The sequence below is a fragment of the Streptomyces sp. NPDC050508 genome (assembly GCF_040655155.1).
Lineage (GTDB): Bacteria > Actinomycetota > Actinomycetes > Streptomycetales > Streptomycetaceae > Streptomyces.
The window spans coordinates 1-18,097 of sequence record NZ_JBFAJJ010000036.1; the positions used below are offsets into that span (position 1 = coordinate 1).

Annotated in this window: 17 protein-coding genes; 8 read left to right on the plus strand and 9 right to left on the minus strand. The window is 69.5% G+C overall.

The genetic code is table 11. The features are described from left to right. Window positions 1-379: 379 nt before the first annotated feature. Window positions 380-1,021, minus strand: a complete 642-nt coding sequence (locus tag AB0I69_RS47605) for a DNA-3-methyladenine glycosylase (RefSeq protein WP_043685027.1) — start codon at window positions 1,019-1,021, stop codon at window positions 380-382. Window positions 1,022-1,158: 137 nt separating this feature from the next. On the opposite strand from AB0I69_RS47605, the gene AB0I69_RS47610 reads away from it, so the two are divergent. The 3 genes from AB0I69_RS47610 to AB0I69_RS47620 all read left to right on the plus strand — a co-directional run bounded on the left by AB0I69_RS47610 (window position 1,159) and on the right by AB0I69_RS47620 (window position 3,173). Continuing rightward, window positions 1,159-1,941 (plus strand): sporulation protein, encoded by a 783-nt coding sequence (locus AB0I69_RS47610; protein ID WP_363102106.1) that lies wholly within the window; start codon window positions 1,159-1,161, stop codon window positions 1,939-1,941. Window positions 1,942-1,981: 40 nt separating this feature from the next. Beyond that, on the plus strand, window positions 1,982-2,521 hold the full coding sequence (locus tag AB0I69_RS47615; RefSeq protein WP_363102107.1) for a YbhB/YbcL family Raf kinase inhibitor-like protein: 540 nt from the start codon (window positions 1,982-1,984) through the stop codon (window positions 2,519-2,521). 145 nt (window positions 2,522-2,666) lie between these two features. Then, window positions 2,667-3,173, plus strand: coding sequence for an HNH endonuclease (locus AB0I69_RS47620; RefSeq protein ID WP_363102108.1), 507 nt, complete (start codon window positions 2,667-2,669; stop codon window positions 3,171-3,173). A 77-nt stretch (window positions 3,174-3,250) separates the two neighbouring features. On the opposite strand, the gene AB0I69_RS47625 is transcribed toward AB0I69_RS47620, so the two are convergent. From AB0I69_RS47625 to AB0I69_RS47635, 3 genes are all read right to left on the minus strand, one after another. Beyond that, complete coding sequence (locus AB0I69_RS47625) at window positions 3,251-4,216, minus strand: SPFH domain-containing protein (RefSeq protein WP_033286429.1); 966 nt, start codon at window positions 4,214-4,216, stop codon at window positions 3,251-3,253. Between the two features lie 152 nt (window positions 4,217-4,368). Further along, window positions 4,369-4,803 carry an NfeD family protein gene (locus tag AB0I69_RS47630; protein WP_363102109.1) on the minus strand — a complete coding sequence of 145 codons (435 nt, stop codon included), beginning with the start codon at window positions 4,801-4,803 and terminating at the stop codon, window positions 4,369-4,371. A gap of 80 nt (window positions 4,804-4,883) precedes the next feature. Further along, the gene (locus AB0I69_RS47635) at window positions 4,884-5,675 is read right to left on the minus strand and encodes an ABC transporter ATP-binding protein (RefSeq protein ID WP_363102110.1); all 792 of its coding nucleotides are present in this window, start codon (window positions 5,673-5,675) and stop codon (window positions 4,884-4,886) included. Window positions 5,676-5,807: 132 nt separating this feature from the next. Here AB0I69_RS47635 and AB0I69_RS47640 point away from each other — a divergent pair, with 132 nt between their 5' ends. Beyond that, window positions 5,808-6,596 carry a hypothetical protein gene (locus tag AB0I69_RS47640; protein ID WP_363102111.1) on the plus strand — a complete coding sequence of 263 codons (789 nt, stop codon included), beginning with the start codon at window positions 5,808-5,810 and terminating at the stop codon, window positions 6,594-6,596. 234 nt (window positions 6,597-6,830) lie between these two features. On the opposite strand, the gene AB0I69_RS47645 is transcribed toward AB0I69_RS47640, so the two are convergent. The 4 genes from AB0I69_RS47645 to AB0I69_RS47660 form a co-directional block, all read right to left on the minus strand. Beyond that, the gene (locus AB0I69_RS47645) at window positions 6,831-7,070 is read right to left on the minus strand and encodes a chaplin family protein (RefSeq protein ID WP_363102112.1); all 240 of its coding nucleotides are present in this window, start codon (window positions 7,068-7,070) and stop codon (window positions 6,831-6,833) included. 220 nt (window positions 7,071-7,290) lie between these two features. Next, complete coding sequence (locus AB0I69_RS47650) at window positions 7,291-7,530, minus strand: chaplin (RefSeq protein WP_019067390.1); 240 nt, start codon at window positions 7,528-7,530, stop codon at window positions 7,291-7,293. Between the two features lie 154 nt (window positions 7,531-7,684). Beyond that, window positions 7,685-8,326, minus strand: a complete 642-nt coding sequence (locus AB0I69_RS47655) for a response regulator transcription factor (RefSeq protein WP_363102113.1) — start codon at window positions 8,324-8,326, stop codon at window positions 7,685-7,687. Beyond that, window positions 8,319-9,464 carry a GAF domain-containing sensor histidine kinase gene (locus tag AB0I69_RS47660; RefSeq protein WP_363102114.1) on the minus strand — a complete coding sequence of 382 codons (1,146 nt, stop codon included), beginning with the start codon at window positions 9,462-9,464 and terminating at the stop codon, window positions 8,319-8,321. The genes AB0I69_RS47655 and AB0I69_RS47660 overlap by 8 nt, the downstream gene beginning before the upstream one ends. A 184-nt stretch (window positions 9,465-9,648) precedes the next feature. Between AB0I69_RS47660 and AB0I69_RS47665 the strand changes: the two genes are divergently transcribed. From AB0I69_RS47665 to AB0I69_RS47675, 3 genes are all read left to right on the plus strand, one after another. Then, entirely contained in the window at window positions 9,649-10,344 is a 696-nt protein-coding gene (locus tag AB0I69_RS47665) for an SDR family NAD(P)-dependent oxidoreductase (protein ID WP_363102115.1), read from the plus strand. Continuing rightward, the gene (locus AB0I69_RS47670) at window positions 10,341-11,651 is read left to right on the plus strand and encodes an S-adenosylmethionine:tRNA ribosyltransferase-isomerase (RefSeq protein WP_363102116.1); all 1,311 of its coding nucleotides are present in this window, start codon (window positions 10,341-10,343) and stop codon (window positions 11,649-11,651) included. The genes AB0I69_RS47665 and AB0I69_RS47670 overlap by 4 nt, the downstream gene beginning before the upstream one ends. A 298-nt stretch (window positions 11,652-11,949) precedes the next feature. Continuing rightward, a complete protein-coding gene (locus tag AB0I69_RS47675; RefSeq protein WP_363102117.1) occupies window positions 11,950-12,714 on the plus strand; it encodes a transglycosylase SLT domain-containing protein in 765 nt (254 codons plus the stop codon). A 104-nt stretch (window positions 12,715-12,818) separates the two neighbouring features. Here the strand turns inward: AB0I69_RS47675 and AB0I69_RS47680 are convergent, their stop codons facing one another. Next, entirely contained in the window at window positions 12,819-15,326 is a 2,508-nt protein-coding gene (locus tag AB0I69_RS47680; RefSeq protein WP_363102118.1) for an FHA domain-containing protein, read from the minus strand. Between the two features lie 240 nt (window positions 15,327-15,566). Here AB0I69_RS47680 and AB0I69_RS47685 point away from each other — a divergent pair, with 240 nt between their 5' ends. Beyond that, window positions 15,567-17,810, plus strand: coding sequence for a streptophobe family protein (locus AB0I69_RS47685; RefSeq protein WP_363102119.1), 2,244 nt, complete (start codon window positions 15,567-15,569; stop codon window positions 17,808-17,810). The last annotated feature ends 287 nt before the right edge of the window (window positions 17,811-18,097 follow it).

The following is an 18,097-nucleotide window of genomic DNA, read 5'->3' on the forward strand; positions in this document are numbered from 1 at the left end:
ATTTTTGGCACGCTGTTGAGTTCTCAAGGAACGGACGCTTCCTTTGTACTCACCCTCTCGGGCTTTCCTCCGGGCTTTTCCCTTCGGTCTTGCGTCTCCGACTCTATCAGACCGTTTCCGGTCCCGATTCCCTGTCGGTTGGGATTGTCAAGGGCTTTGGGCTTTCGCCTGTCGACCTTTCGACATTCACTACGTTAGCCGATTCCCTCGCCAGCTCATAATCGAGTTCCGCAAGTTCGAATTCAGGCATGCGGGCATGCTGAATGCGCCCCTGCTGAGAGGGAGTCGTAGGTAGTGGGTTGGCCGCTTCCGGCTGCTGGCGATTGCCGTACCCGGGTCAAGCGGCTCGGGCTACATTACGCACCCCCGCCATGGCGCGTCAACTTGACCGACGCCTTGGCGTATGAGCCCGATAAGGGCTCACCGTAGGGTCGTTGGTGATCCAGAACCGCCACGGGTGGACCGCCCCTTCGCCGGACACTCCGGTGCGGGGACCGTTGCTTACCTGATGGGACGGCACGGGTGTGCCGGCCAGCATCCTCAGGGGTGTCTCGCCCGTGGTGCACGCGTCCGTGCCGTCCAGGGAGCGGTCGACGTCCAGGGCCGTGGCCAGGCGGGCGGGGCCTTTGGCCAGTTCTTTGTCATTTCGGGCCGAGAGTCGACGTTTACGGGCGAGTTCGGCGCCCTCGACGATCTCGCCGGCGCGCAGCAGGACCGCTCTCGCCGTGCCCTCCGGACCGCACACCAGGTTCATGCAGTGCCACATGCCGTAGGTGAAGTAGACGTACACGTACCCGGGCGGACCGAACATCACACCGTTGCGGGCCGTCGGGCCGCGATACGCGTGGGAGGCGGGGTCGTTGCCGCCGTCGTAGGCCTCGACCTCCGTGATGCGCAGGACGATCGGGCCGTCGGGGGTCGTGCGGACGAGGATGCGGCCCAGGAGGTCGGGGGCGACCTCCAATACAGGGCGGTCGAAGAACTCTCTGGGGAGTGGCATACGGTCCGGGGGCGCGATCATGGCGTCCGAGCGTAGTCCAGGCCCGCTTGTGCCAAGGGGTGGTCAAGGTTCCGTCCGCTTGCCAGGGTGTGGCGCGGAACCGGTCGCGGTCGGATCGCGTTTGTAGGGATCAAGGGTCCATACGTAAAGGGAGAGTCATGGCGTTCAAGAAGCTGCTCGCGAGCCTCGGGGCCGGCGGAGCTTCGGTGGAGACGGTGCTGACCGAGGTCAACGTCGTTCCTGGCGGTGTCGTCCAGGGCGAGGTGCGGATCCAGGGCGGGTCCGTCAACCAGGAGATCCAGGGGCTCTCGGTCGGACTTCAGGCCAAGGTCGAGGTCGAGAGCGGCGACCAGGAGTACAAGCAGGACATCGAGTTCACGAAGGTGCGGCTGGGTGACGCCTTCGAGCTCCAGGCGGGTGCCGTGCACGCGGTGCCGTTCGGGCTTGAGATCCCCTGGGAGACGCCGATCACGACGATCGACGGTCAGGCGCTGCGCGGGATGCACATCGGGGTGAGCACGGAGCTGGCGATTGCTCGGGCCGTGGACTCCAGTGACCTCGACGCGGTCAACGTGCACCCGCTGCCGGCGCAGAAGGCGATCCTGGACGCCTTCATCCGGCTGGGCTTCCGCTTCAAGAACGCGGACATGGAGCGCGGTCACATCCGGGGGACGCGACAGAAGCTGCCGTTCTACCAGGAGATCGAGTTCTACCCGCCGTCGCAGTACCGCGGGCTCAACCAGGTCGAGTTGAGCTTCGTGGCCGACGAGAACGCGATGGACGTCATCCTGGAGATGGACAAGAAGCCGGGCCTGTTCAGTGAGGGCAGTGACACCTTCCGGTCGTTCCAGGTGGGCCTGCACGACTTCCACGGGACGGACTGGGCGGCGTACCTCAATCAGTGGCTGTCCGAGGTCGGCAGCAAGCGCAACTGGTTCTAGGCTCGGTACTCACTGAAGCAATCGATCAGGAGGTACCGAGGTGACCGAGCTCAAGCGGCGGCCGCTCCCCCATGACTTCCACCCGCCCGTGCCGTCGTTCACAGTGACGAGTGAGGACGTCGAACCGGGGTCGACGCTCAAGGACGCTCAGGTCTACGCGGCCGGCAACACCTCGCCGCAGCTGCGGTGGGAGGGCTTCCCGCCCGAGACCAAGAGTTTCGCCGTGACCTGCTACGACCCGGACGCCCCTACGGGAAGCGGGTTCTGGCACTGGACCGTGTTCGACATCCCGGTCTCGGTGACCGAGCTGCCGGAGGGCGCGGGCAGCGGCAAGTTCGAGGGGCTGCCGGAGGGCGCCGTGCAGGTGCGTAACGACTACGGGTCGAAGGACTTCGGCGGTGCCGCGCCGCCGCCCGGGGACGGGTCGCACCGTTATGTGTTCACGGTGTACGCCGTGGACACGGAGAAGCTCGGTCCGGACTCGGACGTTTCTCCGGCGGTCGTCGGCTTCAACCTGCGGTTCCACACGCTGGCGCGTGCCCAGCTGATCGGTGAGTACGAAGCGCCCGCAAAAGACTGACGTTCATTGAACGTTTGCCCGCCTCTGGTCATGGAATTGATCAGAGGCGGGCATTTTTTATTGCGTTGTCCATCTCGGCGTGCCCGGCCAGAGTTGATCCAAGCCCGCCGTGCGGTGGGCCGGTTGCACATGGGAGGTGGGCTGGATGCGGGACACGCTGGTGCTGAACGCGAGCTTCGAGCCGCTGTCGACGGTGTCGTTGAATCGAGCCGTCGTTCTGGTGCTGCAGGACAAGGCTGTCGTCGAGCAGGCCCACCCCGAACTGCGTATGCGCGGAGCCGAGGTCGATATACCGGTCCCCCGGGTGATCCGGCTGTGCAGGTATGTCAGGGTGCCGTTCCGAAGACAAGCTCCGTGGTCGAGGCGTGGTGTGCTGGTCCGGGACCGGCACAGGTGCGCGTACTGCGGCAGGCGGGCGACGACGGTCGACCATGTGGTGCCGAGGGCGCAGGGCGGCCAGGACTCCTGGCTGAACACGGTGGCTTCGTGCGCGGAGGACAACCACCGGAAGGCGGCCCGGACTCCGGAGCAGGCGGGGATGCCGTTGCTGCGGCAGCCGTTCGAGCCGACGCCGGCGGATGCGATGCTGCTGGCGCTGGGGACCGATGACTTCGACGCCTTGCCGGAGTGGCTGGTTCAGCCTGCCGCGTAGGGCACGTGAGTAGACAGTGGGGCCCACCTCCTGCGGGAGGTGGGCCCCACTGTCGTAGGACGAGACCTTCAGTCGCTTCAGTCGATGGACGGCTTCTCGCGGCGTTGGCGGTCCGAATTGCCGCCCGAGTTGCCGGAGTTGCCTCCGTCGTTGCCCGAACCGCCGCCGAACGGGCCCATGTTGCCCATCGCGCCGGAGAGGCCCTTGAGGGCGTCGCCGATCTCGCTGGGGACGATCCAGAGCTTGTTGGCGTCGCCTTCGGCGATCTTCGGGAGCATCTGGAGGTACTGGTAGGAGAGGAGCTTCTGGTCGGCGTCGCCCGCGTGGATCGCCTCGAAGACCGTACGGACGGCCTGGGCCTCGCCCTCGGCGCGGAGGGCCGCGGCCTTGGCCTCACCCTCGGCGCGCAGGATCTGGGACTGCTTCTCGCCCTCCGCGGTGAGGATCGCGGCCTGGCGCGTGCCCTCCGCGGTGAGGATCGCGGCGCGCTTGTCACGGTCGGCGCGCATCTGCTTCTCCATCGAGTCCTGGATGGAGGTGGGGGGCTCAATCGCCTTGAGTTCGACGCGGTTTACGCGGATGCCCCACTTGCCCGTCGCCTCGTCGAGGACTCCGCGCAGGGCCGCGTTGATCTCCTCGCGGGAGGTCAGGGTCCGCTCCAGGTCCATGCCGCCGATGATGTTGCGGAGCGTGGTGACCGTGAGCTGCTCGATTGCCTGGATGTAGCTGGCCACTTCGTAGGTCGCGGCCCGCGCGTCCGTCACCTGGTAGTAGATGACCGTGTCGATGTTGACGACCAGGTTGTCCTGGGTGATCACCGGCTGCGGCGGGAACGGTACGACCTGTTCACGCAGGTCGATGCGGTTGCGGATCGTGTCGATGAACGGGACGACGATGTTGAGTCCCGCGTTGAGTGTCCGTGTGTAGCGGCCAAATCGCTCCACGATCGCGGCACTTGCCTGCGGGATGACCTGGATCGTCTTGATCAAAGCGATGAAGACCAACACCACCAGGATGATCAAGACGATGATGACCGGTTCCATCGTGCTCCCCGTACCCTTCTCCGCCTCGGCGCTTTCGGAAGATCTTATGGTTGTTGAAGATCTTGCTGGTCGAGTCTGTCAGACCGTCACGCAACTCGTGGTCTGTTCGGTTCAGTTGAGCCCTGCAAGGTCATCGGTTGAGTCCTGCGAGGTCAGATGACGATCGCGGTGGCTCCCTCGATCTCCACGACGTCCACCTCCTGGCCCGGTTCGTAGGCGCGGTCGGCGTCGAGTGAGCGTGCCGACCAGATCTCTCCGGCCAGCTTGATCCGGCCGCTGCCGGTGCCGTCGACGCGCTCCAGGACGACGGCCTGTTTGCCCTTCAAGGCATCGATGCCTGTGGCGAGTTGGGGCAGTGTCGAACGGTGCCGGGTCGCGATGGGTCGTACGACCGCGATGAGGGCGACCGAGACGACGACGAAGACGAGGACCTGGACGACGATGTCCCCGCCGATCCCTGCGGTCGCCGCGGCGGCGACGGCGCCCACGGCGAACATGCCGAACTCCGGCATCGCGGTCACCACGAGCGGGATCCCGAGTGCTGCCGCGCCGACGAGCCACCACACCCATGCGCCGATGTCGTTCACATGGTCATGGTAGGGCTGCGGGTCCCGTCACGGACAGGGCGCATATGCCCGTACGACCGCATTTTTCAAGGGAGTTCGGTTCAGGACATGGGGAGACCGTGTGCGGTCCAGCGGTCGCCGACCTGCTCCACGACGAGCGGGAGACCGAAGCACAACGACAGGTTGCGGGCGGTGAGTTCGAGCTCCAGCGGACCCGCGGCGAGGACCTTGCCCTGACGGATCATCAGGACGTGGGTGAAGCCGGGGGCGATCTCCTCGACGTGGTGCGTGACCATGATCATGGAGGGGGCGATCGGGTCGCGGGCGAGACGGCCGAGGCGGCGTACGAGGTCCTCGCGGCCGCCGAGGTCGAGGCCGGCGGCGGGCTCGTCGAGGAGGAGCAGCTCGGGGTCGGTCATCAGGGCGCGGGCGATGAGGGTGCGCTTGCGCTCGCCCTCGGAGAGGGTGCCGAACTTGCGGTCCAGGTAGTCGCTCATGCCGAGGCGGTCGAGGAAGGCGCGGGCGCGCTGCTCGTCGATGTCCTCGTAGTCCTCGTTCCACCCGGCGGTCATGCCGTAGGCGGCGGTCAGGACGGTCTGCAGGACGGTCTGGCGCTTGGGGAGCTTCTCGGCCATGGCGATGCCGGCGACGCCGATGCGGGGGCGCAGTTCGAAGACGTCGACCTTGCCGAGGGTCTCGCCGAGGATGGTGGCGGTGCCGCTGCTGGGGAACAGGTAGCTGGACGCGACGTTCAGGAGCGTGGTCTTGCCGGCGCCGTTCGGGCCGAGGATGACCCAGCGCTCGCCCTCCTTGACCGACCAGGAGACCTGGTCCACCAGAGCCCGGCCCTCCCGGACCACGGTTACGTCCTCCAGCTCCAGAACATCGCTCATGAGCGCGCTGTCTCCCATTGCATCGTCGGCCTGTCTCGGCTGTCGCGTGCGCCGGTAGGCGCAGCCCTCGAAGAAATCTACGCCACCGGCCGGGCGGTCCATTCCATCGGTCCGGTCCTTAGGGTGGAGGGCATGCTTTCGGAACCACGTTCAGGACGCCTCGCCGCCTGGGGAAACGCCCTTTTGGCCGGGCTTGTCTCACCGGACGACGCCGTGCTCGCCATCGTCGGCGAGGACGCCGTGCACCGGGTGGAAGGGCTGCCGGGCGAGTCGGCGCCCGTCGGACTCACACTCGCACTGGGGCGGCTGCGCGCCCTCGGGGTGACCGGACTGCGCGTCGCGCTGCCCGCGTCGGGACACCCGCTGGGGCTGAGCGGCCCGCCCGAGTTCAACACACGGGCGCTGGAGGCCGAGGAGGCGGTGATCTGCTACGGCGTCGCGCTCGGCCTCGTTCCCGAGGTGTACGAGGCCGGTCCGCCCGGTGATGTGCATGTCGAGGTCGTCTGGCACTGCCTGCCGGTGCGGGAGGCGCCGCCCGCCGACGTGCCCTCGCTCGGGGAGGCGGAGCGGGAGCTGGCGGAGGCGCTGCGGGATGCGACGGCGGTGTTGTCACGGCTCGATGTCGCCGGGTCGGGGCCGGTGGCCGAGGCGGCGGTCGACGCGTATCGCGCGCGGGCGGAGCGGGGGCGGGAGGTGTTGGCGCCGGGGTATCCGCCGCGGGCGGTGCGGGTGTTGGAGCTTGCGCAGCGGGTGGGGTTGTTGGTGTCCGTGGCTTATGAGAACGGGCCCGGGGGTGCGGTGAGTGCGTCCGAGATGGGGGCGCGGGCTGAGGCGTTGCGGCCGGTGGAGCGGACGGCTCGGCGGGCGCAGGTCGCGGCGTACAACTCCGTTGTGGAGGAGCGGGAGAAGGGGGTGCGGTGAGCGTTCCGTTGCGCTGGTTGCCCTGTGTTGGTGTGGGCGTCTTCTGGGGGCTCTGCCCCCAGGCCCCCGTTCGGCCCTGAAGGGGCCTCGTCCTCAAACGCCGGACGGGCTGGTTATTTGCGGCCTGCGTTGAGAGGTTGCCGGACGAGCTGATTTTGCTGGCCTGTACTCCAAGAAGAAGGGGCCCCGCGAGTCGTCGTTGACTCGTGGGGCCCCTCTTCAGTGGTGTGGGCGTCAGCCGTTGATGCCCTTGTTGCCGAACGTGGGGTTCAGCAGGCCGATGACGTTGACGCTGTCGCCGACGACGTTGACGGGGACGTGGACCGGGACCTGGACGACGTTGCCCGAACCGACACCCGGCGACTTCACGGCCGCGCCGTCGGCACCCGCGTCGGCGAAAGCGGCACCGGCGGAGGCGCCGGCGGCGATACCGGCGACGGTCAGGGCCACGGCGGCCTTCTTGGCGATGTTCATGGGAAGCATTCCTCCTGCGATTGCGTGACCGACCCGGCCGCGGGTCGTGCGCTGATCAACGCGGGAGAGGGCGAGAACGGCACGGGAATGCGCGTTTGACTGCCCGTTCGGATCATTGGGGCGACAAGCCGACCAGGTGACCAAGCGACAAGGTGACGAGCGGACCGGCCTCCCGGGAGCGCCCGGGAGGCCGGAGGTCACTGTCGCGGAGCGACGTGCGTCAGTGGTTGACGCCCAGGTTGCCGAAGGCGGGGTTCAGTACGCCGATGACGTTCACGCTGTTGCCGACCGCGTTCACCGGGACGTGCACCGGGACCTGGACGACGTTGCCCGAGCCGACGCCCGGCGAGCCGACGGCCTGGCCGTTCGCCAGGCCGTCGGCGGAGGCCAGTCCGGCACCGGCGGCGACCAGCCCGCCGGCCACCATCGTCACGGCCGCTGCCTTCTTCAGGTTCTTCACTTCTGAGCCCTCCTAGCGATCACCGCGGCAGGCGCCGCAGCGTGCACTGGAGAACGGTGGAGATCCACGAAGGATGCGCCATCCGGGGGACATTCCCACGACGGTATGAATCTCAGCCCGGAACGAGACGCTCCGTGTTGCCGCCGCACCCCGCTCACCTCGTCAGACCGTGGCGTACGGCGAACAGGGCGGCCTGGGTGCGGTCCGCCAGGTCGAGCTTCATCAGGATGTTCGAGACGTGGGTCTTGACCGTCTTCTCGGAGAGCACCAGGGCGCGGGCTATCTCGCGGTTGGAGCGGCCGTCCGCAATCAGGCCGAGCACCTCGCGCTCCCGCTCCGTGAGCGAACTGCCTCTCCCCTGCCCAGAGTTGGACTCCTCCTGGGACAACAGGACGCCCGCGACCTCGGGTTGGAGGAGGATGTGGCCGGCGTGGACGGAACGGATGGCACCGGCCAGGGCGTCCGGGTCCACGTCCTTGTAGACGTAACCGGCGGCGCCCGCGCGCAGGGCCGGGATCACAGTGCGCTGTTCGGTGAAGCTGGTGACGATCAGCACGCGCGCGGGGAGGTCGAGTTCGCGGAGTCTGCGCAGCGCGTCGATGCCGTCCATGCCCGGCATCTTGACGTCCATGAGGACCACGTCGGGCTTCAACTCCTCGGTGCGGGCGACTCCTTCGGCACCGTCGGCCGCCTCGCCGACGACCTCGATGTCGTCCTGCACCTCCAGGAAGGTGCGCAGGCCCCGGCGGACGACCTGGTGGTCGTCGACGATCAGTACCTTGATCGGTTCAGCCACCGGGAACCTCCATCTCGATCGTGGTGCCCTTTCCGGGCGCCGATTCCACGGTCAGCGTGCCGCCGACGCCGCTCGTCCGGTCCCGCATGGAGACCAGGCCGAGGTGGCGTCCGGCGCGGCGGATCGACTGGGGTTCGAAGCCACTGCCGTCGTCGGTGACCCGGAGAACCGCGCCGCAGCCGCGCCGCTCCAGGGTCACCGCCACGTGTTCCGCGCCGGAGTGGCGCAGTGCGTTGTGCAGGGCCTCCTGGGCGACGCGGAGCATGGCCTCCTCCTGGGCTGCGGGCAGGGCGCGGAAGCCGCGGCCCGTGAAGGTCACCCGTGCGGTGTGGGCGCGGTCGAGGACCTGGATCTGGGTGCGCAGGGTGGCGCTCAGTCCGTCCTCGTCGAGGGCGGCGGGGCGCAACTCGACGACTGCGGCGCGCAGTTCGTCGGCTGCCTCGGCGGCGAGCGCGGCCACCTGCTGGAGTTCGCCCTTGGCGCGGGAGGGGTCGCGGTCGACGAGGGTGGCGGCGGCCTGCGCGGTGAGGCGGAGCGAGAACAGCTTCTGGGCCACCGCGTCGTGCAGTTCGTGGGCGAGCCGGGAGCGCTCCTCGGCGATGGTCAGCTCGCGGCTGCGCTCGTAGAGGCGGGCGTTGGTGAGGGCGATGGCGGCGTGCTGGGCGAGGATGGAGAGCAGTTCCTCGTCCTCCTCGGTGAAGCCGCAACTGCCGTCCCGCTTGGGGCAGTTCTTGTTCGCGAGGAACAGCGCGCCGATGACCTCGTCGCCGTCGCGGATGGGCAGGCCCAGGAAGTCGGACATGTCGGGGTGGGCCGCGGGCCAGCCCTCGAAGCGCGGGTCCTTGCGGACGTCGGCGAGGCGCTCGGCCTTGGCCTCGTGCAGCATCGCGGCGAGGATGCCGTGCTGGCGCGGGAGCGGGCCGATGGCCTTCCACTGGGCGTCGCTGACACCGTCGACCACGAACTGTGCGAAGCCGCCGTGGTCGTCGGGAACGCCGAGCGCGGCGTACTGCGCGTCGAGCAGCTCGCGGGCCGAGGCGACGATCGTCTTGAGGACGTCGCGTACCTCCAGGTGCCTGCTCATGGCCAGCAGCGCGGAACTCACCGCCGCGAGGCCGGACCGTGGACCTTGACTCATGTCCTCACGGTACCGGCGGGGTGTGACAACGCGGATCGGGCTGGTGACGGCCGTCGTCTGGTCCGCTGGGCCTAGGCCGAAGGGCCCCGGTGGACCGGGGCCCGGGTCCGACGCGGCGGGGGCGGTCGCGTTCCTACGTTGGGGGCACGCCGATGGAGGCGTAGTGGACGAGGGGATGTGTGTCATGTCGGTAGCGATCATCACGGGGGCGTCGAAGGGGCTGGGGCGGGCGCTCGCCGAGGCGCTGGCCGCGCGGGGCTGGGACCTGGTGCTCGACGCCAGGACCGAGGGGGTGCTGAGGGAGACCGCGGGGGCCGTCGCCGCGTACGGCACGCGCGTGGAGGCTGTCCCGGGGGATGTCACGGACGCAGTACACCGGGCCGAGCTGGTGGCCGCGGCGGGGAAGCTGGGCGGCGTCGACCTGGTGGTGAGCAACGCGAGTGCGCTGGGGGCCGAGCCGCTCGTACGTCTCGAGGCGCTGACCCTGGACGGGCTGCGCCGGGCGCTGGAGGTGAACGTGGTGGCCGCCCTGGGCCTGGTCCAGGAGGCGCTGCCGCTGCTGCGGGCCTCGCGGGCGGGCGCGGTGATCGCGGTCAGCTCGGACGCGGCGGCCGAGGCGTACGAGACGTGGGGTGGGTACGGGGCGTCCAAGGCGGCCCTGGACCATCTCGCGGCCGTGCTCGGCGCTGAGGAGCCCGGACTCCGGGTGTGGGCGGTCGACCCCGGGGACATGGGCACGGACCTGTACGCGGCGGCCGTACCGGACGACGACGATCCCCGGCCGTCGCCGACTTCCGTGGTGCCGGCCTTTCTACGACTGCTGGACGAGCGTCCGGCGAGCGGACGCTACGACGCACCGGCCCTCCTGGAGCAGCGATGACCGTGGCGGTGCGGGTTCCGGAGGAGCTGTCCGCGCGCGTGCCCGCCGAACAGCGCGGGCCCGGGCTCGACCGGGATGCCGTACGACTGCTCGTGTCGCGGGGTACCGAGGTGTCGCATCACGTGTTCGCGGAGCTGCCGCGGCTGCTGCGGGCCGGGGATCTGTTGGTCGTGAACACGTCGCCGACGCTCGCCGCCGCGGTGGACGGATGGATCGGGCACGCACGCGTGGTGGTGCATTTCTCCACGCGGGGCGATGACGGGCGGTGGGCGGTCGAACTGCGGGAACCGGACGGAAAGGGCACCACACGCGCGCGTGCGGGCGGCCCGGCGGGGGCGGAGGTGCGGCTGCCTGGAGGCGTGCGGCTGGTCCTGGACGAGCCGCTGAGTGCGCGGGGTGAGCGGTTGTGGTGGGGGCGGGTGTCGGGGGTGGTGGGCCCGGGAGCAGTGGAGCCTGGGGCACCGAGAGCGGAAGCCCCAGGGCCGGGGGCGCCGGGGACGGTAGCCGCAGGGCGAGGAGCACCAGGGCCGGCCGGGCCCGGGGCGAGCACCGCGGGGCCAGACGTGGTGGGCCCGGGCGTGCCAGGGGCACGGATGCCCCGGTCGGAGTCGCCGGACATGGAGGCGCCCGGATCCGGAGGACCGGTGTCGGGCGTGCCCGCACTGCTCCGGGAGCACGGCCGCCCCATCCGTTACTCCTATACCGAGCGGGATCAGCCGCTCTCCGTCTACCAGACGGTGTTCTCGTTGCCGTCCGAGGACGGGGCCGGGAGCGGCAGTGCGGAGATGCCCAGTGCGGCGCGGCCCTTTACCGCGCGGCTCGTGGCGGAGCTGGTGAGTCGGGGGGTGCAGTTCGTACCGATCACCTTGCACACCGGGGTGGCGTCGGCCGAGGTGCAGGAGCCGCCGTATCCGGAGCGGTTCGCGGTGTCGGAGGTGTCGGCCCGGTTGATCAACGCCGCCCGGGCCGGGGACGGGCGGGTGATCGCGGTGGGGACCACTGCCGTGCGGGCCGTCGAGTCCGCCGCCGGGGACGACGGGGTCGTACGCGCGCGTGCGGGGTGGACGGACCTCGTCGTGACGCCGGAGCGGGGTGTGCGGGTGGTGGACGGGCTGCTGACGGGGCTGCACGAGCCGGAGGCCTCGCATCTGCTGATGCTGGAGGCGGTCGCCGGGCGGGCCGCTGTCGACCGCAGTTATGAGGAGGCGTTGCGCGGGCTCTACCTGTGGCACGAGTTCGGGGACGTGCATCTCATCCTGCCGGAGGAGGATCCTCACACAGTGCGTTGCTCACGCAACTGCGGGTGAGGTTGCCGTGCGGTCGATGTGAGCCCGAGCATAGGGCGCAGATCACGTACTAGCGGACATAGGAGATATAGGCGCCCTGCTTGAGCGGGAAAGACGTTCCTGTCTGTCCCGTTTTGCCCTGGACCGGTCAACTACCCGGGATCGTACGTCACACCTTTGCCACAGGTTTTTGCGACCGCTAAGAATTGCAGCCGTCGCTCAGCGCCGCGGATTCCGTCCGCGGCGTTTGTGCCGGAAGCACCCGCGTCCCCGCCGGACGGTGAGCGACCTCCGCGCAATTCGAAGAGGTCCATCCGCCATGCCCAAGAACTCGAACACTCCTGGTCATAGTCGCCTGCCCAAGCTGAACAAGCTGACGAAGCAGCACAAGATCGCGCTCGCCGGTGTCGCCACGCTCGGCGCCGCCGCCCTCGCCTTCTCCGCGGTGCCCAGCGACGCGGGGACGACCACGAGCGACGCCGCGTCCTCGGCGAAGATCGCGTACAGCTCGGAGCCGATCAAGGGCGTCAAGGCCAGCGTCACCGACCAGCTCGCCGGTGCCGGCGTGAAGACCGAGGCGATCCAGGCGAAGGCCGACGCGAAGGCGAAGGCGGCGAAGGCCAAGGCGGACGCCGCCGCGAAAAAGAAGGCCGCCGCCGAAGCCGCCGCCAAGAAGAAGGCCGAGGCCGCGCGCAAGGCCAAGGAGGCCGCGAGCCGCTCCGCCGAGCGCCCCAAGATCGAGACCGTTGCCGCGACGACCTACGCCAACAACCTCAACGGCTGGATCAACCACGCCCTGGCGATCATGAAGGCGAAGGGCATCCCGGGCTCGTACAACGGCCTGTACAAGAACATCATGCGGGAGTCCTCGGGCAACCCGAGCGCCGTCAACGGCTGGGACGTCAACGCGGTCAACGGCACCCCGTCGATCGGCCTGCTCCAGGTGATCCAGCCGACGTTCAACGCGTACCACGTCTCCGGTACCTCGACGAACATCTACGACCCGGTCGCCAACATCACCGCCGCCGCCAACTACGCGGCCGACAAGTACGGCTCGATCGACAACGTCAACAGCGCGTACTGAGACGCGTACTGAGGCCTCCGGCGGACCTCTGGGTCTCGGTATCGACGCCGAAGGGCGGCACCCGTGTGAGGGGTGCCGCCCTTCGGCGTCGTAATCAAGAGTGGTTACTTACGCATGACCTCGGGCTCGTGGCGGCGCAGGAAGCGGGCCACGAAGAAGCCGCAGATCACGCCGAGGACGATCAGGGCGGCCATGTCCATGCCCCACGCGCCGACGGTGTGCTGCCACAGCGGGTCGTTGCTGTCGCCCGGCTTGGGCGGGCTGATCCTGTTGAAGTCCAGCGTGGCGCCCGCGGCGCCGACCGCCCACCGCGACGGCATCAGGTACGAGAACTGGTTGACGCCGACCGCGCCGTTCAGGGTGAACAGGCAGCCGGTGAACACGACCTGGATGATCGCGAACATGACCAGCAGCGGCATGGTCTTCTCGGCCGTCTTCACCAGCGCGGAGATGATCAGGCCGAACATCATCGCGGTGAAGCCGAGGCCCATGATCGGGATGCAGAGTTCGAGCATGGTCTGGCTGCCGAGGACCAGGCCCTGCTTCGGGATCTCCCGGCTGGCGAAGCCGATGACACCGACCATCAGGCCCTGCAGCGCGGTGATCACACCGAGCACGAACACCTTGGACATCAGGTACGCGGAGCGGGACAGGCCGGTGGCGCGCTCCCGCTCGTAGATGACCCGTTCCTTGATCAGCTCACGGACGGAGTTGGCCGCACCGGCGAAGCAGGCGCCGACCGCGAGGATCAGCAGGACCGTGGTGGCCGTGCCGTTCGGAATGATCTGGCCGTTCGCCCTGGGCGGGTTGGGCAGCAGGCTGTTGCCCGAGTCGATGAGCAGGCTCACCGCGCCGAGGACGGCCGGCAGGATCACCATCAGGGCGAGGAAGCCCTTGTCGGAGGCGATCACCCCGACGTAGCGGCGCACCAGCGTGACGAACTGGGACATCCAGCCCTGCGGCTTCGGCGGCTTCATCGCCTGCATCGGAGGCATCTGTACGGACTGCGGAGCAATCGCGTCGATGTCCGCGGCGTACATCTGGTAGTGCTGCGAGCCCTTCCAGCGGCCCGCCCAGTCGTAGTCGCGGTAGTTCTCGAAGGCGGAGAAGACGTCGGCCCAGGTGTCGTAGCCGAAGAAGTTCAGCGCCTCCTCCGGCGGGCCGAAGTAGGCGACGCTGCCGCCCGGCGCCATCACCAACAGCTTGTCGCAGATCGCCAGTTCGGCCACGGAGTGGGTGACGACGAGGACCGTGCGGCCGTCGTCGGCGAGGCCGCGCAGCAGCTGCATGACATCGCGGTCCATGCCCGGGTCGAGGCCCGAGGTGGGCTCGTCCAGGAAGATCAGCGAGGGCTTGGTGAGGAGTTCCAGGGCCACCGAGACGCGCTTGCGCTGGCCGCCGGAGAGGGAGGTGATCTTCTTCTCTTTGTGGATGTCGAGCTTCAGCTCGCGCAGCACCTCGTCGATACGGGCCTCGCGCTCGTCGCCGGTGGTGTCGGCGGGGAAGCGCAGCTTGGCCGCGTACTTGAGGGCCTTCTTGACGGTCAGTTCCTTGTGCAGGATGTCGTCCTGCGGGACCAGACCGATGCGCTGGCGCAGCTCGGCGAACTGCTTGTACAGGTTCCGGTTGTCGTAGAGGACGTCGCCCTGGTTGGCGGGCCGGTAGCCGGTGAGCGCCTTCAGGAGGGTCGACTTGCCGGAGCCGGACGGGCCGATGACCGCGATCAGCGACTTCTCCGGTACGCCGAAGGAGACGTCCTTCAGGATCTGCTTGCCGCCGTCGACCTCGACGGTCAAGTGCCGGGCGGAGAAGGAGACTTCACCGGTGTCGACGAACTCTTCCAGCCGGTCCCCGACCAGGCGGAACGTGGAGTGGCCGACGCCGACGATGTCGTTCGGGCCGAGCAGCGCGGAGCCGCCCTTGGTGATCGGCTGGCCGTTGACGTACGTGCCGTTGTGCGAGCCGAGGTCGCGGATCTCGAAGCGGCCGTCGAGTGTCGCGTGGAACTCGGCGTGGTGGCGCGAGACTTGGAGGTCGGAGACCACCAACTCGTTCTCCAGCGCACGGCCGATGCGCATCACGCGGTCCAGCGAGAACTGGTGGAACGTGGTCGGGCTGCGGTCGCCGTAGACCGGCGGCGCCCCCGCGCCGACACCGGGTCCCGACTGCTGCGGAATGTTCGCGGCGGCCGGCGGCTGATAACGCTGCTGTTCAGGCGTCTGCTGCGGCGACGGCGCCTGCTGGGCCCAGCCGGGGCCCGCGCCCTGTGCGGCGTACGGCTGTTGCTGCGGCTGGGCCTGCGGCGTGGCCACGGCGGCCGCGGCGCCGGACAGGTTCAGGCGCGGGCCGTCGTTCGCGTTGCCCAGGTACACGGACGAGCCCGGGCCGATCTCCATCTGATGGATGCGCTGGCCCTGCACGAACGTGCCGTTGGTGCTGCCGTGGTCGTCGATGACCCAACTCCGGCCGCCCCAGCTGATCGTGGCGTGCCGCCAGGAGACCCTGGCGTCGTCGACCACGACGTCCCCCTGCGGATCACGTCCGAGGGTGTAGGGCCTGGACGCGTCGAGCGTCCAGGTCCGTCCATTCAATTCCAGTACGAGTTCCGGCACTCCATGCCCCACTGAGTAGTCCCCCGAGTTACCCCCATCACAGGGAGTCTAGGGATGGCGAACATCGTCGGGAACTATTTCAGGCTGCACCCCCTGACCGAAAGTCGGGCCTTGTGAAGACCACGCCCGCACGCTTCCGCCGGTTCCGTTGACGGGGTTGAAACCGACCCGGAGAGTGGTAATCCACGCGAGGGGGACATGCGTGGTGTCCGCACCGCGCCGCGGATCGGGGGGTCTGCCATGAGCTCAGCGACGAGGATCGAGACGGCGAGGCACGGTACGAGGCTGCCGTGGGGTGACGTCCTGCTGTCCGCGATCGCCTCGGTGAGCTGGGCGTTGATAGGCATGGCGGGCACGGCCGCACTCGGTCTGCACCTGCTGGGCGCCGACACGGCGGGCTCGCTCGGCCCGATGACCGCGGCGGTGGTGGCCCTCGGCGCGGGCGGTTCGGTCACGCCGACAGGCGATGTGTCCGCGTTCGGCCTGACCGGCGCCCAGGCGACCACAGCCGTCACGATCACCCCACTGGGCGTGAGCCTGGTGGGCGCACTCCTGCTGTCGTATTTCTTCCTACGGTCCCTGCGGGCGGCCGGAGTTGTGATCGCCCCGGCCGAACTCGTCGCGCGCGTGGGCTCGGTGGTCGCGCTCTTCGTGGCGATGCTGGGTGGGCTGGCCTGGGCGGGCCACGACGTCATCACGATCGACGGCGGCAAACTGGGCCTCGACAAACTGACGGGCGGCGGTGGAGGGAGCGGCGGCGGGCTGAAGATCCCCGGCCTCGGCGACATCGGTGACATCGGCGGGCTGCTGCCGGGCAAGATCGGCGACCTGGTCAAGGCGAAGGCGGCGGTCGGCTTCACGGTCGACACGGCGCCGACCCTGCTCGGCGGCCTGGGCTGGTCGGCCGGCATCCTCCTCATCGCCCTGTTGGCATCCCGCCGCACCCCCCTCCCTCGCGGCTGGGAGGCCGTCCACCGCGTCGTACGACCGGCCGCGTCCGCGCTCGTCACGGTGCTGCTGGTGGCGGTGGCGGCGGGGCTCGCGGCGGCGGCGTACGCGGCGATCGGCGACGACCACCCGAAACGGATCGCGGGCGCCGCGCTGTTGGGCGCGCCCAACGGGGTCTGGCTCGGCATCCCGCTCGGCCTCTTCGTCCCCTGGGACGGCAAGGCGACGGGCGAACTCGCGAAGCTGCTCCCCCACCCCCTGGACCAACTCCTGAGCGTGAAGTCCAACCAGCCGGTGACGTTGGGACGACTGGCCGAACTGGACAGTCGGGTGTGGTTGTTGGGGGTTGCCGCGGCGTTGATGATGCTGCTGGCGGGGGTGCTTACCGCGGTGCGGACGCCGTTGGGGGCGGGTGGGGAGAGGGGTGTCGGTCGTCGTGGTGGTGCGCCCGTCGGAAGTCCGGGGGCGCTCGGTTTCGCAGGGCGGTGTGCTTTACGGCTGGGGATCGTGACCGCGCTGGCGTTGCCGTTGCTGGCCTGGCTGACGGATGTGTCGGTGGACGCGTCGCTGTCGGTACTGGGGTTCGACGCGTTCGGTGCCGGGATCCAGTTGCACGGGCATCTGGGCATGGCGCTGGTGCTCGGCGCGGTGTGGGGTGCGGGTGCGGGGGGTGTCGGGGGGCTGCTCGCGTACGCGACCGGGGCCGCGGGATGGCAGGCGGCGCGGTTGGCACTGGGTGACGTGGGGGCGACGGTTCCGGGAGCCGGGCCGGATGCCGGGGCGCCGGGACAGCCGAGCTATCCGGAACACGCGCAACCTGTGGCGGGCGCGGGACACACAGAGCACCCGGAGAGCTCGGGACACTCGGGTCCCTACGTGCCGACCACGCCGTACCGGGCCCCGAACCCAGCCACCAACCCGTACCTCCAACTCCCCGACGAACTACGGCAACCGGAGGACAGCGGGCCACGAGGCGAAGCCCGGCCCGGCGAGAAACGCCCGCGCGGGAGGGGTGGGGCGCAGCCGCCGGGAGGCGCGGGGCCAAGTGGCGCCGGGTTGGGCGGTGGGGCTCGGTCCGGTGGAGCAGGGTGGCCATCGGGCGGGGGCTCACCTCAGGAGGGTCCGTGGCCGCCAGGTGCGAGGTCGCCTCAGGAAGGTGGTCGGCCGCCTGTCGGAGGCTCGCCTCAACTGCCGGGAAACGCAGGGCAGTCCGGGGTCGGCCCGGGGCCCGGAGCCGTAGGGTCGGGCGGGCTCCACCCGTACCCCGGAGGCTCGCAGCCGCCGCCCGGAGTCGTCCCGCCGGACGACCCCACTCGCCTCTACGACGGCCCGCAGCCGCCCGGCACCCCTTCGCCGCCCGCCGACATGTACGGCGCTCCGACCATGGCCCGGCCCGACGAGCCGCCGTCCCGTCTGCCTCGGCGTCGGCCCGGGTCGCGCTCGCGGGACTGGCCGGGGGACGACTCGGACAGCGGGCAGCAACCTCCTCCTACCCCGCCACCGCCCCCTCCTGGGCGGCCCAAGGGGCGCCGGTGATCCACTTCGGCGTCGGGTGAGCCGTGGCGACGGCGGACAAGGGGCGCGGGGTGCCCTCGTAGTTCTGTGGGTCCCTAGCTGCGTGGCCTCCGTAGCCCAAGGACCCGACAGGCCAGCAGCCCAACATCCGGCGCCCCACCCGTCCGGCCGTATCCCCCGCACCCGGCGGCGTATCAGTCGCCCCCTGCCCGACGACCGGCCAACTTCTGATCCGCACCGCACTCCACCGCGATCACCTCATCGCGCCTCCTGACCGCCCCTCAACCGACTCGCGACCGTTCCCAGCC